The sequence below is a fragment of the Pseudomonas sp. Z3-6 genome (genome assembly GCF_051131985.1).
Taxonomy (GTDB): domain Bacteria; phylum Pseudomonadota; class Gammaproteobacteria; order Pseudomonadales; family Pseudomonadaceae; genus Aquipseudomonas; species Aquipseudomonas zanjanensis.
Genome location: NZ_CP071644.1, coordinates 648735 through 662466 on the forward strand (window position 1 = coordinate 648735; position 13732 = coordinate 662466).

At 62.3% G+C, this 13732-nt stretch carries 12 protein-coding genes; 8 read left to right on the plus strand and 4 right to left on the minus strand.

All coding sequences use genetic code 11. The features are described from left to right. Window positions 1-173: 173 nt before the first annotated feature. The 4 genes from J3P88_RS02900 to J3P88_RS02915 form a co-directional block, all read right to left on the minus strand. Window positions 174-1148 carry a serine/threonine protein kinase gene (locus tag J3P88_RS02900; protein WP_434573914.1) on the minus strand — a complete coding sequence of 325 codons (975 nt, stop codon included), beginning with the start codon at window positions 1146-1148 and terminating at the stop codon, window positions 174-176. A gap of 198 nt (window positions 1149-1346) precedes the next feature. After that, a complete protein-coding gene (locus J3P88_RS02905) occupies window positions 1347-3242 on the minus strand; it encodes a PhoX family protein (RefSeq protein WP_186706932.1) in 1896 nt (631 codons plus the stop codon). A gap of 67 nt (window positions 3243-3309) precedes the next feature. After that, window positions 3310-4074, minus strand: coding sequence for a TOBE domain-containing protein (locus J3P88_RS02910; RefSeq protein ID WP_434573916.1), 765 nt, complete (start codon window positions 4072-4074; stop codon window positions 3310-3312). Between the two features lie 58 nt (window positions 4075-4132). Further along, entirely contained in the window at window positions 4133-4873 is a 741-nt protein-coding gene (locus tag J3P88_RS02915; protein ID WP_434573918.1) for a ComF family protein, read from the minus strand. Window positions 4874-4963: 90 nt separating this feature from the next. On the opposite strand from J3P88_RS02915, the gene bioB reads away from it, so the two are divergent. The 8 genes from bioB (at window position 4964) to J3P88_RS02955 (ending at window position 13711) form a co-directional block, all read left to right on the plus strand. Then, window positions 4964-6019: a biotin synthase BioB gene (gene bioB / locus J3P88_RS02920; RefSeq protein WP_434573920.1), complete on the plus strand. Its 1056-nt coding sequence runs from the start codon at window positions 4964-4966 to the stop codon at window positions 6017-6019. 151 nt (window positions 6020-6170) lie between these two features. Next, window positions 6171-7349 carry an 8-amino-7-oxononanoate synthase gene (gene bioF, locus J3P88_RS02925; protein WP_434573922.1) on the plus strand — a complete coding sequence of 393 codons (1179 nt, stop codon included), beginning with the start codon at window positions 6171-6173 and terminating at the stop codon, window positions 7347-7349. Further along, complete coding sequence (locus tag J3P88_RS02930) at window positions 7342-8073, plus strand: alpha/beta fold hydrolase (protein WP_434573924.1); 732 nt, start codon at window positions 7342-7344, stop codon at window positions 8071-8073. The genes bioF and J3P88_RS02930 overlap by 8 nt, the downstream gene beginning before the upstream one ends. Then, the gene (bioC, locus tag J3P88_RS02935; protein ID WP_186706938.1) at window positions 8066-8878 is read left to right on the plus strand and encodes a malonyl-ACP O-methyltransferase BioC; all 813 of its coding nucleotides are present in this window, start codon (window positions 8066-8068) and stop codon (window positions 8876-8878) included. Before J3P88_RS02930 ends, bioC begins: the two co-directional genes overlap by 8 nt. Beyond that, on the plus strand, window positions 8875-9555 hold the full coding sequence (gene bioD, locus J3P88_RS02940) for a dethiobiotin synthase (protein ID WP_186706939.1): 681 nt from the start codon (window positions 8875-8877) through the stop codon (window positions 9553-9555). The genes bioC and bioD overlap by 4 nt, the downstream gene beginning before the upstream one ends. Window positions 9556-9676: 121 nt before the next feature. Then, window positions 9677-9973, plus strand: coding sequence for a pyrroloquinoline quinone biosynthesis protein PqqE (locus tag J3P88_RS02945; protein WP_434573927.1), 297 nt, complete (start codon window positions 9677-9679; stop codon window positions 9971-9973). 276 nt (window positions 9974-10249) lie between these two features. Beyond that, window positions 10250-12055, plus strand: coding sequence for a phenylacyl-CoA dehydrogenase (locus J3P88_RS02950; protein ID WP_053125979.1), 1806 nt, complete (start codon window positions 10250-10252; stop codon window positions 12053-12055). Between the two features lie 366 nt (window positions 12056-12421). Further along, window positions 12422-13711: a GGDEF domain-containing protein gene (locus J3P88_RS02955; protein WP_434573929.1), complete on the plus strand. Its 1290-nt coding sequence runs from the start codon at window positions 12422-12424 to the stop codon at window positions 13709-13711. The last annotated feature ends 21 nt before the right edge of the window (window positions 13712-13732 follow it).

Below are 13732 nucleotides of genomic sequence, written 5' to 3' on the forward strand. Positions count from 1 at the left end.
TCTGGTCGTGCTGTGAACCTTGTTAGGAATCGTCCCGGCAAAAGTCCTTTGTGGGAGCGGGCTTGCTCGCGAAGGCGGCTGCACATTCAACATCAATGCAAGCCGATCCACCGCTTTCGCGAGCAAGCCCGCTCCCACAGAGGATTTGCGGTGACTGGCGGAACCCAGCCCAATCAGAACAGCTTCAACGGCTCTTCATTGAGCGCCGCCAGTTGCTCGCGCAACGCCAGCACCTGGTCGCCCCAGTAGCGTTCGCTGCCGAACCACGGGAAGCTGCGGGGAAAGGCCGGGTCGTCCCAGCGCCGCGCCAGCCAGGCGCTGTAGTGCATCAGGCGCAGGGCCCGCAGTGGCTCGATCAGCGCCAGTTCACGGGGGGCGAAATCGTGGAACTCCTGGTAACCGTCCATCAATTCCGACAACTGTCCCAGGCATTCCTGGCGATCCCCGGCGAGCATCATCCATAAATCCTGCACCGCTGGGCCCATGCGGCAATCGTCGAGGTCGACGATGTGGAACACCTCGTCGCGGCACATCATGTTGCCGGGATGGCAATCGCCGTGCATGCGGATGTTCTGGTGGGGTGTGGCGGCGTAGACCTCTTCGACGCGCTTGAGCAGGTCCCGGGCGACCGACTCGTAGGCCGGCAGCAGGCCGCGGGGGACGAAGCCGCTTTGCAACACTGTCTCCAACGAGTCGTGGCCGAAATTCTTCACGCCCAAGGCTTCACGGTGCTCGAATGGCCGGGTCGCCCCGAGCGCGTGCAGGCGTCCAAGCAATTGGCCCAGGCGATAGAGTTGGTCGAGATTGCCCGGCTCCGGCGCTCGGCCGCCGCGACGGGGAAACAGGGTGAAACGGAACCCGGCGTGCTCGTGCAGGCTGGCGCCGTTGTGGATCAGCGGCGCCACCACGGGCACTTCGTAGTCTGCAAGTTCGAAGGTAAAGCTGTGCTCTTCCAGGATCGCTTCGTTGGTCCAGCGCTGGGGGCGATAGAACTTGGCGATCAGCGGCTCGGAATCTTCGATGCCGACTTGATAGACGCGGTTCTCGTAGCTGTTGAGGGCCAACACGCGGGCGTCGCTGAGAAAGCCGATGCTTTCAACGGCATCGAGCACCAGGTCGGGCGTGAGGGTTTCAAACGGATGGGACATGCTGACTCCTGCGCAGCGGCAGGGCTGCCGCGTCCGGCCCAGCATGGTAGCGCAAAGCAGTCGGGATTGATTGGTGAGACTTCGTGGCGAGGGAGCTTGCTCCCGCTTGGCCGGGCTGGCGCTCCAGTGCGTAGCGCCCACAAAAAAGTGGGGTCGCTGCGCAACCCAGCGGGAGCAAGCTCCCTCGCCACAGAGGGTTCAGGCGCCGATGACTCCGCCATCCTCCCGCGTGATCACCATCACCGACGAGCGCGGCTTGCCGTTGGGCAGGTGCTCAGGGAAGGTCGAGGCGCCGCTGGGATGCTGGATCCCGACGAACAGCGTCTTGTAGTCCGGCGCGAAACTGATCCCGGTCACTTCGCAGCCTACCGGCCCTACCATGAAGCGGCGGATCTCACCGCTGTTGGGGTCGGCGCACAGCATCTGGTTGTTGCCCATGCCCGCGAAGTCGCCTGCGTTGCTCGAGTCACCGTCGGTCTGGATCCACAGCCGCCCGGCCTTGTCGAAGCCCAGGCCATCGGGGCTGTTGAACATGTTCTGCGGGTTGATATTGGACGAGCCGGCCTTCGGCGTACCCGCGTGTACCGTCGGGTTGCCGGCGACCACGAACAGGTCCCAGTCGAAGGTCTTGGAGGCGTGATCGTCACGGTCGGTGCGCCAGCGCAGGATCTGCCCGTAGACGTTCTTGGCCCGAGGGTTCGGCCCGTCCACTGGCTGGCCGGCATCGCCACGCTTGGAGTTGTTGGTCAGGGTGCAATAGACCTGGCCGTCCTTGGGGCTGACCACGATCCACTCCGGGCGGTCCATGCGCGTGGCGCCAACGGCAGTGGCGGCCAGGCGCGCATGGATCAACACCTCGGCCTGATCAGCGAAACCGCTGCTGGCGTCGATGCCGTTCTTGCCATGGGTCAACTCGATCCATTGGCCTTTGCCCTTGGGATGGTCCGGGTTGCCGTCGCCGGCATCGAAGCGCGCCACGTACAACGTGCCATGGTCCAGCAGGTTGCGGTTGGCCTTGGCATTGCGATGGTTGATGCGCTCGCGGCTGACGAACTTGTAGATGAATTCGCCACGTTCGTCATCGCCCATGTACACCACGGCGCGACCGTCATTGGTCTGCGCCAGGGCCGCGTTTTCATGCTTGAAGCGGCCCAGGGCGGTGCGTTTCACCGGGGTGGATTCTGGATCGAACGGATCGATTTCCACCACCCAGCCGTGGCGATTGAGTTCGTTGGGGTTCTTCGCCAGATCGAAACGCGGGTCGTGCAGGTGCCAATTGATTTCGCTGCTGGTGACGGTGGCGCCATAGCGTTTTTGTGCCGCGTCGAATTGCAGGTCCGACTTGCTGCTGCCGAAGCAGTCAGTGAAGTTCTCTTCGCAGGTCAGGTAGGTGCCCCACGGGGTCATGCCGTTGGCACAGTTCTGGAAGGTGCCGAGCACTTTCTTGCCACTCTTGTCGGCACTGGTTTTCAGCAGGTCGTGGCCAGCGGCCGGGCCGCGCAGGCGGATCGGCGTATTGCCATGGATCCGGCGGTTGTAGCGCGAGTCCTGGACGAATTGCCATTGGCCGCGACGGCGCTGGATTTCGATCACCGACACGCCTTCGCTGGCCTGGGCCTTGCGCACGTCTTCGGCCGACTGCGGTTGGCCGCCGTGAGGGAACAGGTATTGGTAGTTGGTGTACTCGTTGTTGATCGCCAACAGCGCCCGGTTCTTGTCGCCGGGGAATTCGAACAGGCTCATGCCGTCGTTGTTGTCGCCAAACTGCACTTCCTGTGCGCGGGCGGTGCCATTGCCGCTGGGGTCGAACGCCGGTGCATTTTTCTTCAGCGGCTGGCCCCAACTGATCAGCACCGAGGCCTTGTAGCCCGGCGGCAAGGTAATGGTGTCGGCGGTGGATGCGGCAATGCTGTTGAAGCCCAGCATGCTTTTGTTGCCTTCGCTCACGGCGGCGGCCATGACGCTGCGGCTCAGCAGGTTGCCGCCCAGGAACATCGCCGCGCCGCACAAGGCGCCAGCGCCGATGAAACGGCGACGGCTCAGGCCGACGATCTTTTCCAGGTCGGTGGATTGGTTTTCTTCTAATAGGCTCATCATCAGGCTCCCTGCTGGTTTTGGCAGTCACCTTAAAGCGGGTCGATGAAACTATTGTTGCAACGCGCTACAGCGGTGTGCCGAGCAGCACATTTGTCGCTGAAAACGTCACTTGCACGGGTGAGCCGGTTGCCAGGTCCTGCGCTTGCAACTGTAGCGGATCGGCCAGGGCGCACAGCGTCTGACCGTTGGGCAGGCCAATGCGCACTTCGCTGGGGCCGTCTTGGGCGGCGTCGACCTGCTCGATCAAGCCGCGCAAAATATTGATCCCCGGTTTTTCCCCTTGCTCGACAGGATGCAATTGCAGCCAGCCGGCCTTGATCAGCGCCACCACGTCGGTGCCGACACCCAACTCCAGGCGCAGCGTGCTGTCGTGGGTGATCTGCGCTTCGATGACCAGGCCCCGGGCCAGCTCCAGGCGTACCCGGTCGTTATGTCCCTGGGCCTCGATGCCCAGGACCTTGCCGTGCAATTGATTGCGGGCGCTAGTGCGCAGCATCAGGCGGCTGAGCAGGCCGAGGTCGCCAGCGTCTTCGCTGGCTTCGAGCAGTTGCGCCTGCAGTGCTTGCAGGCGCAGATACAGGCGCAGCACCCGTTGGCCTTCCTCCGACAGCTTGGCGCCGCCACCGCCCTTGCCGCCGACGCTGCGCTCCACCAGCGGTTGATCCGCGAGGTTGTTCAACTCATCGATGGCGTCCCACGCCGCCTTATAGCTCAGGCCCGCGCTCTTGGCGGCGCGGGTGATCGAACCTTGTTCGGCGATGTGCTGCAGCAGGGCGATGCGTTGAGGTCGCCGGACGATGTGCTGGGTCAGGAGCGTGGGCAATGACATGACAGAAAACTGCGTGCGAAGGTCGATGGGCGGACGTTGGCGCCTTGGGTGCGGCACGTCAAGCCGGCTCACCAGGTTTCGGCGTGCGGGCCAGGCAGTACACATCGACCCGCGCGGCGCCGGCATCCAGCAATAGAGCCGCCAGCGCCTGGGCGGTGGCACCGGTGGTGAGCACATCGTCGACCAATGCCAGGTGACGGTTACGCAACGCCGCCTGGGGCACCAGGGCAAAGGCCTGGCGCAGGTTATGTCGCCGGGCCTTGGCATCAAGGGCCTGTTGGGCGGGGGTATCCTGGGTGCGGCGCAGCAGGTTTTCTTCGCAAGGGATCGCCAACGATCCACTGAGCCAGCGGGCCAGCAGCGCCGCTTGGTTGAAACCCCGCTGGCGCAGGCGTCGGGTCGCCAGTGGCACCGGTACCAAGGCGTCGGGCCGTTCCAGCCCTTCGTCGAAATGATGTTGCAGCGATTGCGCCAGCAGTTCGCCCAGCAGCCGGCCTAGAGGCCATTTCGCCTGATGCTTGAAGCGGGTGATCAGGCTGTCCACCGGGAAGTCATAGGCCCAGGGCGCCAGGACCCGTTCGAAGGCCGGCGGTCGCGCGGCGCATTGGCCGCAACGCAACCCGGCCATGGGCAGCGGCAAGGCGCAGACGCTGCATTGATCGCCGAGCCAGGGCAGCTCGCTTTCGCAGGGGGTGCAGATAGGCTGCGGCGTATCGGTGCTGTCGCCACACAGTAGACAGAATTGTTTGTTTTTTAACCAGATGTAAACCGGTCCTTTGTATCGTGGTTGACAGCGCATGACTCTTCCTTAAATATGCCGAACATCCGTGTCGCGCCTGTGGGTATTCCATGCCCCAGGCGCCAGCCAAGCATAATCAAGGAAATGCCCATGAGCGCCAGCACCACTGCCAACCTGCGTCATGACTGGTCTTTGGCCGAAGTCAAAGCACTCTTTGTCCAGCCATTCAATGACTTGTTGTTCCAGGCGCAGACCGTGCACCGCGCGCACTTCGACGCCAATCGCGTCCAGGTTTCCACGTTGCTGTCGATCAAGACCGGCGCTTGCCCGGAAGATTGCAAATATTGTCCGCAGTCCGGTCACTACAACACCGGGCTGGATAAAGAGAAATTGCTCGAAGTGCAGAAGGTCCTCGAAGAGGCTGCACGGGCCAAGGCCATCGGTTCGACCCGCTTCTGCATGGGCGCGGCGTGGAAGCACCCGTCGGTCAAGGACATGCCGTATGTGTTGGAAATGGTCAAGGGCGTGAAGGCCATGGGCCTGGAAACCTGCATGACCCTGGGCCGCCTCGACCAGGAGCAGACCGAAGCACTGGCCCAGGCTGGCCTGGACTACTACAACCATAACCTCGACACCTCGCCGGAGTTCTACGGCAGCATCATCACCACCCGCACCTACAGTGAGCGCCTGCAAACCCTGGCCTACGTGCGTGATTCGGGAATGAAGATCTGCTCCGGCGGGATCCTGGGCATGGGCGAGTCCCTGGATGACCGCGCCAATCTGCTGATCCAGCTGGCGAACCTGCCGGAGCACCCGGAATCGGTGCCGATCAACATGCTGGTCAAGGTCGCCGGCACGCCGCTGGAGAATGCCGAAGACATCGATCCGTTCGATTTCATCCGCATGCTCGCCGTGGCGCGGATCATGATGCCCCAGTCCCACGTACGTCTTTCCGCCGGTCGCGAAGCGATGAACGAGCAAATGCAGGCCCTGGCATTTTTTGCTGGCGCCAACTCGATTTTCTACGGCGACAAGCTGTTGACCACCGCCAACCCGCAGGCCGACAAGGACATGCAGTTGTTCGCACGCCTGGGCATCCAACCCGAAGCCCGCGAAGAACATGCTGACGAAGTGCACCAGGCGGCCATTGAACAGGCGTTGGTGGAGCAGAAGAGCAGCGAGCAGTTCTATAACGCCGCCCTCTGAGCTAACACGACACCAAATGTGGGAGCGGGCTTGCTCGCGAAAGCGGTGCGTCAGGCAAAGTAATGTTGTCAGACACACCGCTTTCGCGAGCAAGCCCGCTCCCACAGGGGATCTACTTCAGCCCTTTAAATAGCGTTCACCCGAGGCCTGCATGCCCTTCGATCTCGCCGCACGCCTGGCTGCCCGTCGTGCCGACAATCTCTATCGCCAGCGCCCGCTGCTCGAAAGCCCCCAGGGCCCGGAGGTGGTGGTGGACGGCCAGCCCCTGCTGGCGTTCTGCAACAACGATTACCTGGGCCTGGCCAACCATCCGCAAGTGATCGAGGCCTGGCGCGCGGGGGCGGCCCGTTGGGGCGTCGGCGGTGGCGCTTCCCATCTGGTGATCGGCCACAGCGGCCCGCATCACGCCCTGGAAGAAGCCTTGGCCGACCTGACGGGGCGTCCGCGAGCGTTGCTGTTCACCACCGGTTACATGGCCAACCTCGGCGCAGTCACCGCGCTGGTGGGGCAGGGCGACACGGTGCTGGAAGACCGCCTCAACCACGCTTCGTTGCTCGACGCCGGGCTTCTGTCCGGTGCGCGTTTCAACCGATACCTGCACAACGATGCCCGGAGCCTGGCCCAACGCTTGGAAAAAGCAGTGGGCAACACCCTGGTGGTCACCGACGGTGTTTTCAGCATGGATGGCGATGTGGCCGATTTGCCGGCGCTCGCCCGTGAAGCCAAGGCCAAGGGCGCCTGGCTGATGGTCGACGATGCCCACGGTTTCGGTACGTTGGGCGTTTCCGGCGGCGGTGTCGTCGAACATTTCGGCATGAGCCGGGAGGACGTGCCGGTGCTGGTCGGCACGTTGGGCAAGGCGTTTGGCACGGCCGGTGCCTTTGTGGCGGGCAGTGAAGAACTGATCGAAAGCCTGATCCAGTTCGCGCGGCCCTACATCTACACCACGAGCCAGCCGCCGGCTTTGGCCTGCGCCACCCTCAAGAGCCTCGAACTGCTGCGCAGCGAACATTGGCGTCGCGAACACTTGCAGGTGCTGGTCCGCCAGTTCCGCCAGGGCGCCGAGCAGATCGGCCTGCAATTGATGGACAGCTTCACGCCGATCCAACCGATCCTGATTGGCGATGCGGGGCGGGCCATGCGCATGTCGCAGATGCTGCGTGAGCGCGGGCTGATGGTGACGGCGATCCGTCCACCCACCGTGCCGGCCGGCAGCGCTCGCTTGCGTGTGACCCTGACCGCCGCCCACAGCGAGGCCCAGGTGCAGCTATTGTTGAATGCACTGGCCGAGTGTTTTGCCCTGTTGGGGCCGGAGCCAAGCCATGCGTGATCGACTGATATTGCTGCCCGGCTGGGGCTTGGGCGTTTCACCTCTGGAGCCGCTGGCGGCGGCCTTGCAAGGGTTCGATGAACACCTGCGGGTGGAAATCGAACCGTTGCCGGCATTGCTGTCGAGCGATCCCGATGAATGGCTCGAAGAGTTGGACGCCACCGTGCCCCAGGACGCCTGGCTCGGCGGCTGGTCCCTGGGCGGCATGCTGGCCTCGGCGCTGGCGGCGCGTCGGGGTGAGCGCTGCTGTGGCTTGTTGACCTTGGCCAGCAATCCGTCCTTTGTCGCCCATGAACAATGGCCGAGCGCGATGGACGGCCAGACCTTCGATGGCTTTCTCGCCGGCTGTGCGGCCGACCCACGCCAGACTCTCAAGCGTTTCAGCTTGCTGTGTGCCCAGGGCTGCAGCGATCCGCGCGGCTTGTCGCGGTTGCTGTTGGCCGGGGCGCCGAACACTTCGTTCGAAGTGCTGATGGCCGGGCTCGAACTGCTGGCGCAGTTAGACACTCGCACTGCATTGCAAAGCTTTCGCGGCCCGCAACTGCATTTGTTTGCCGGGCTCGACGCCTTGGTGCCGGCTGAGGCTGCGGGTGATTTGCTGGCCTTGTTGCCGGATGTTGAAATCGGCCTGATCGAACAGGCCGGCCACGGATTTCTTCTGGAAGACCCCCATGGTGTGGCGGGGGCGATCCAGGCTTTTTTGCATGAGTCCGGTGATGACTGATTTGTCTCTTCCCCTTTTGCCTGGTGCCTTGCCCGACAAACGCCAGGTGGCGGCTTCGTTTTCCCGGGCGGCGAGCAGCTATGACAGCGTGGCCGAGCTGCAGCGCGACGTCGGCCAGCAATTGCTCGACCGCTTGCCGCCTTCGTTCATGCCGCAACGTTGGCTGGACCTGGGTTGTGGCACCGGCTATTTCACCCGCGCCCTGGGCGCGCGTTTCGGCGCGAGCACAGGGCTGGCGCTGGATATCGCCGAAGGTATGCTCAACCATGCTCGACCCCAAGGTGGCGCCGCGCATTTTATCGCTGGTGACGCCGAGCGGCTGCCTTTGCAGGCGGCGAGCTGCGACCTGGTGTTCTCCAGCCTGGCGGTGCAGTGGTGCGAGGATTTTGCCGCGGTGCTGAGTGAGGCGTATCGGGTGTTGAAACCGGGCGGAGTGTTGGCCTTCACCAGCCTCTGCGTAGGTACGTTGTACGAATTGCGCGACAGTTGGCGTCAGGTGGATGGCTTGGTGCACGTCAACCGTTTCCGTGGATTCGAGACGTATCAACAGCTTTGCGCGGCCAGCGGGTTGAACGTTGTCAGTCTTGAAAACCGCCCCCATGTTTTGCATTACCCCGATGTACGTAGCCTGACCCACGAATTGAAAGCATTGGGTGCCCATAATCTGAACCCTGGTCGGCCCGGCGGCTTGACGGGCAGGGCGCGGATCCTCGCGCTGGTTGAAGCTTATGAGCAGTTTCGTCAGGCACAGGGGCTACCCGCGACTTACCAAGTGGTCTACGCCGTTTTGGAGAAACCGCTATGAGCCAGGCTTATTTCATCACCGGCACCGATACCGATGTCGGCAAGACCACCGTCGCGGCGGGCCTGCTGCACGCGGCGCGGCAGGCTGGCATGAGCACGGCTGCCGGAAAACCCGTGGCCTCCGGCTGCGCCGTGACGCCCAAGGGCCTGCGCAACGCCGATGCCTTGGCCTTGCTGGCGGAATGCTCGATACCGTTGACTTATGCACAGGTCAACCCGGTGGCGTTCGAGCCGGCAATTGCGCCGCACTTGGCCGCCCGGGAGGCCGGTGTTGCGTTGACGGTGCAGTCGCTGTTGGGGCCGATGCGCGAAGTGCTGGCGCTGGACGCCGACTTCACGTTGATCGAAGGCGCGGGCGGTTGGCGCGTGCCGCTGGCCGGCCAGGATAATCTGTCCGACCTGGCGATAGCGCTGGGCTTGCCGGTGATCCTGGTGGTGGGTGTGCGCCTGGGTTGTATCAGCCACGCCTTGTTGACCGCCGAGGCGATCGCCCGTGATGGCTTGCCGCTTGCCGGTTGGGTCGCGAACATCATCGACCCGGCCACCTCGCGCCTGGAGGAAAACCTGGCAACCTTGGCCGAGCGACTTCCGGCGCCTTGCCTGGGCAGGGTGGCGCGGATCCAGAGCGTGACGGCTGAAGCCGTGGCCGAACACTTGCAATTGGATCTGCTGGACTGACACACCCCAGCAAGGTTTTGCCTATGGCAAGGCACTGTGCCATTAGTGTTTTTGTCGGGCCTTTTCCCTGGCCTTCTGATTCAATGGCCACTGTCGACCCTTCAAGAAGACGAACTCTGCCATGGAAATCTCAGGAAGCACCGCGTTCTACGCCGGTCTGAGCACGATTCAGACAGGGCAGAACCGCGTCGATCAGGCCGCCAGCCAGATCGCCAACAATACGATCGAGCGATCGGTCACCAGCCAGTCGTCCGAAGTCCAGGTGGATCGCTTGCGGTCAGTGGATCGCAGCCAGCAGTCGGACTTGGTCAGCAACATGGTCGAAATGGCCCAGGGCAAGTCCCAGGTGCAACTGGGTGTGAGCGTAGCCAAGGCATCCGACGAAATGCTCGGTACGTTGATCGATACCTTTGCCTGATCCCGTTCCTCCAGATTTACGAAAACGCCGCGATTATTCGCGGCGTTCTTGTCTCTAACGTCTTATTGCTCAACTAATCTTTTCCTACGCGCATCGCGGATTCTTCATTGCGATGGATTTCCCGTGTCCGACATTTTCTTCGGCTGATGACGAACGGCAAAAGATCGGCGCTTGACAAGATTTGGGCGTAAACGTATGTTTCAAACAACTGTTTGACCGCTACAACAAATCCACGCGGTCGTTCATTCCCGGTTACATCAGCAGAGGTTTATCGCTATGCCTGACTACAAGGCCCCCTTGCGTGATATTCGCTTCGTTCGTGACGAACTGCTTGGCTACGAAGCGCATTATCAGAGCCTTCCGGCTTGCCAGGACGCAACTCCGGACATGGTTGACGCCATTCTCGAAGAAGGCGCCAAGTTTTGTGAGCAGGTGCTGGCTCCGCTGAACCGCGTGGGTGACATCGAAGGTTGCACCTGGAGCGAGTCCGGCGTGAAAACCCCGACCGGTTTCAAGGAAGCCTACAAGCAATTCGTCGAAGGCGGCTGGCCAAGCCTGGCCCATGACGTCGAGCATGGTGGTCAAGGCCTGCCGGAATCCCTGGGCCTGGCGGTCAGCGAGATGGTCGGTGAAGCCAACTGGTCGTGGGGCATGTACCCGGGCCTGTCCCATGGCGCGATGAACACGATTTCCGAACACGGTACGCCCGAACAGCAAGAGGCCTACCTGACCAAACTGGTGTCCGGCGAATGGACCGGCACCATGTGCCTGACCGAACCGCACTGCGGCACCGACCTGGGCATGTTGCGCACCAAGGCCGAGCCTCAGGCCGACGGTTCCTACAAGGTTTCCGGTACGAAGATTTTCATCTCGGCCGGCGAACACGACATGGCCGACAACATCGTCCACATCGTGCTGGCACGCCTGCCCGATGCACCGGCCGGCACCAAGGGCATTTCCCTGTTCATCGTTCCCAAGTTCCTGCCTAACGCCGATGGCACCATTGGCCAGCGCAACGCGGTGAGCTGTGGTTCCCTTGAACACAAGATGGGCATCCACGGCAACGCCACCTGCGTGATGAACTTCGACGCCGCCACTGGTTTCCTGATCGGCCCGGCGAACAAAGGCCTGAACTGCATGTTCACCTTCATGAACACCGCGCGTCTGGGCACTGCGCTGCAAGGCCTGGCCCACGCCGAGATCGGCTTCCAGGGCGGCCTGAAATATGCCCGTGACCGCCTGCAAATGCGTTCCTTGACCGGCCCGAAAGCGCCCGACAAGGCCGCCGACCCGATCATTGTGCACCCTGACGTGCGTCGCATGTTGCTGACCATGAAAGCCTTCGCCGAAGGTAACCGGGCGATGGTCTACTTCACCGCCAAGCAGGTCGACATCGTCAAATACGGCGTGGATGAAGAAGAGAAGAAAAAAGCCGATGCGTTGCTGGCGTTCATGACCCCGATCGCCAAGGCCTTCATGACCGAAGTCGGCTTCGAATCGGCCAACCACGGCGTGCAGATCTATGGCGGCCACGGTTTCATCGCCGAGTGGGGCATGGAGCAGAACGTTCGCGACAGCCGCATCTCGATGCTGTACGAAGGTACCACCGGCATCCAGGCCTTGGACCTGCTGGGTCGTAAAGTGCTGATGACCCAGGGCGAGGCACTCAAGGGCTTCACCAAGATCGTCCACAAGTTCTGCCAGGGCAACGAAGGCAACGAAGCGGTCAAGGAGTTCGTAGAACCCCTGGCTGCGCTGAACAAGGAATGGGGCGAGCTGACCATGAAGGTCGGTATGGCAGCCATGAAGGATCGCGAAGAAGTGGGCGCGGCCTCGGTGGACTACCTGATGTACTCCGGTTACGCCTGCCTGGCTTATTTCTGGGCTGACATGGCACGCCTGGCGGCGGAAAAACTCGCCGCCGGCACCACCGAAGAAGCCTTCTATACCGCCAAGCTGCAGACCGCGCGCTTCTACTTCCAGCGCATCCTGCCGCGTACCCGTACCCATGTGGCAACCATGCTGTCGGGCGCCAACAACCTGATGGACATGAAAGAAGAAGACTTCGCGCTGGGCTACTAAGCCTTAGGCGGTTCTTCCAAAAGCCGCTGCTTCTTCGGGAGCAGCGGCTTTTTTGTGTCTGCCATAACGCCAGTCAAGGCAAATTCGTGGCGAGGGAGCTTGCTCCCGCTGGGCTGCGAAGCGGCCCCCAAACCTGCCAAATGCGGAATATCAGACACACCGCACCCGCCGGTTTACGACTGCTTCGCAGCCGAGCGGGAGCAAGCTCCCTCGCCACGGGAAGGGCGCGGTGATCCTGAAACAATATTCATCCAACCCAACCCTAAGAAATCCTCCCGCTCTGCCGTTACAGCGATGGCAGTGTGACATCGGTTACACAGCGCAGGCACAATGCCATCCTTGATCAGCCGGGTCGGAGCTTTACCCTTGCCGCGTTCTTCCGCTGTACGCCTGAGCCATTTCCTACCGTCGTTGCTGTTGTTGGTGGCGGGGCTTGCGGCTGCCTACGTCAAGGATCTCAACGTTTTCTTCACCTCGTTGTTCAACGTTCTGCCGACGCTGGTGTTGTTGCTGGGCGGGGCGTATTGCTCCGTCTACCGACGTCAACGTGAATTGTTTCTGATGGTCACGGTGTACATCGCCTACTTCCTGCTGGATACCCAGACCGATTTCTACCGCGACAACGGCAAGGTGCGTGAAGACGCGGCGGTGGTGTTCCATCTCGTCTGCCTGTTGCTGCCGCTGTTGTTCGGGCTGTTCGCGGCGTGGCAGGAGCGCACCCATTTGTTCCAGGACATGGTGGCGCGGTTTGCGGTGTTGCTGGTTTTCGGCAGCGTGGCGCTGGCGTTGGAGCAGAGCTTCCCACAGGCGTTGTTGTTGTGGCTGTCGGAGATCCGCTGGCCCGCGTTGCACGGCGCCTGGATGAGCCTGATTCAATTGTCCTACCCGATGTTCGCCGCCGCGTTCCTGCTGCTGGCCTGGCAATACTGGCGTAACCCCCGGCCGTTGCACGCGGCGCAGTTGGTGGGACTGCTTGGGTTGTTCTGGATGCTGCCGAAAACCTTCATCCTGCCATTCACCTTGAACATCATGTGCAGCCAGGTGATGTTGATGATCGCCGCGGCGGTCGCCCACGAGGCGTATCAAATGGCCTTCCGTGACGAGCTCACCGGCCTGCCGGGGCGTCGTGCATTGAATGAACGCATGCAGCGCCTGGGGCGTAACTATGTGTTGGCAATGAGCGACGTGGACCATTTCAAGAAATTCAACGACACCCACGGCCACGACGTGGGCGACCAAGTGCTACGCCTGGTCGCCAGCAAACTGTCGAAGATCGGCGGTGGCGGTAGGGCGTATCGCTACGGCGGCGAGGAATTCGCCCTGGTGTTCGCAGGCAAGACCATCGACGAATGCATGCCCCATCTGGAAGTTATTCGCCAGTCCATCGAGACGTACGCTATCCAACTGCGTAATCCCGACAGCCGTCCCCAGGACGATCAGCAAGGCCGTCAGCGGCGTTCCGGCGCCGGTGCGTCCAGCGTATCGGTGACCGTCAGCATCGGCGTGGCCGAGCGCATCGAGCAGCGTACGCCCGAAGAGGTGCTCAAATCGGCAGACCAGGCGCTCTATAACGCCAAGGGCGCGGGGCGAAACTGCGTGATCGCCTATGGGCAGAATCGCCGCGGCGCAGTGCGCATGGAAGCCGCCGCGGGTTGAGTGATGATGGCGCATTCAGCG

Coding starts and splice junctions, on each gene's coding strand:
- J3P88_RS02900 (WP_434573914.1), bottom strand. CDS start 1,148: ATGTCCCATCCGTTTGAAACCCTCACGCCCGACCTGGTGCTCGATGCC.
- J3P88_RS02905 (WP_186706932.1), bottom strand. CDS start 3,242: ATGAGCCTATTAGAAGAAAACCAATCCACCGACCTGGAAAAGATCGTC.
- J3P88_RS02910 (WP_434573916.1), bottom strand. CDS start 4,074: ATGTCATTGCCCACGCTCCTGACCCAGCACATCGTCCGGCGACCTCAA.
- J3P88_RS02915 (WP_434573918.1), bottom strand. CDS start 4,873: ATGCGCTGTCAACCACGATACAAAGGACCGGTTTACATCTGGTTAAAA.
- bioB (WP_434573920.1), top strand. CDS start 4,964: ATGAGCGCCAGCACCACTGCCAACCTGCGTCATGACTGGTCTTTGGCC.
- bioF (WP_434573922.1), top strand. CDS start 6,171: ATGCCCTTCGATCTCGCCGCACGCCTGGCTGCCCGTCGTGCCGACAAT.
- J3P88_RS02930 (WP_434573924.1), top strand. CDS start 7,342: ATGCGTGATCGACTGATATTGCTGCCCGGCTGGGGCTTGGGCGTTTCA.
- bioC (WP_186706938.1), top strand. CDS start 8,066: ATGACTGATTTGTCTCTTCCCCTTTTGCCTGGTGCCTTGCCCGACAAA.
- bioD (WP_186706939.1), top strand. CDS start 8,875: ATGAGCCAGGCTTATTTCATCACCGGCACCGATACCGATGTCGGCAAG.
- J3P88_RS02945 (WP_434573927.1), top strand. CDS start 9,677: ATGGAAATCTCAGGAAGCACCGCGTTCTACGCCGGTCTGAGCACGATT.
- J3P88_RS02950 (WP_053125979.1), top strand. CDS start 10,250: ATGCCTGACTACAAGGCCCCCTTGCGTGATATTCGCTTCGTTCGTGAC.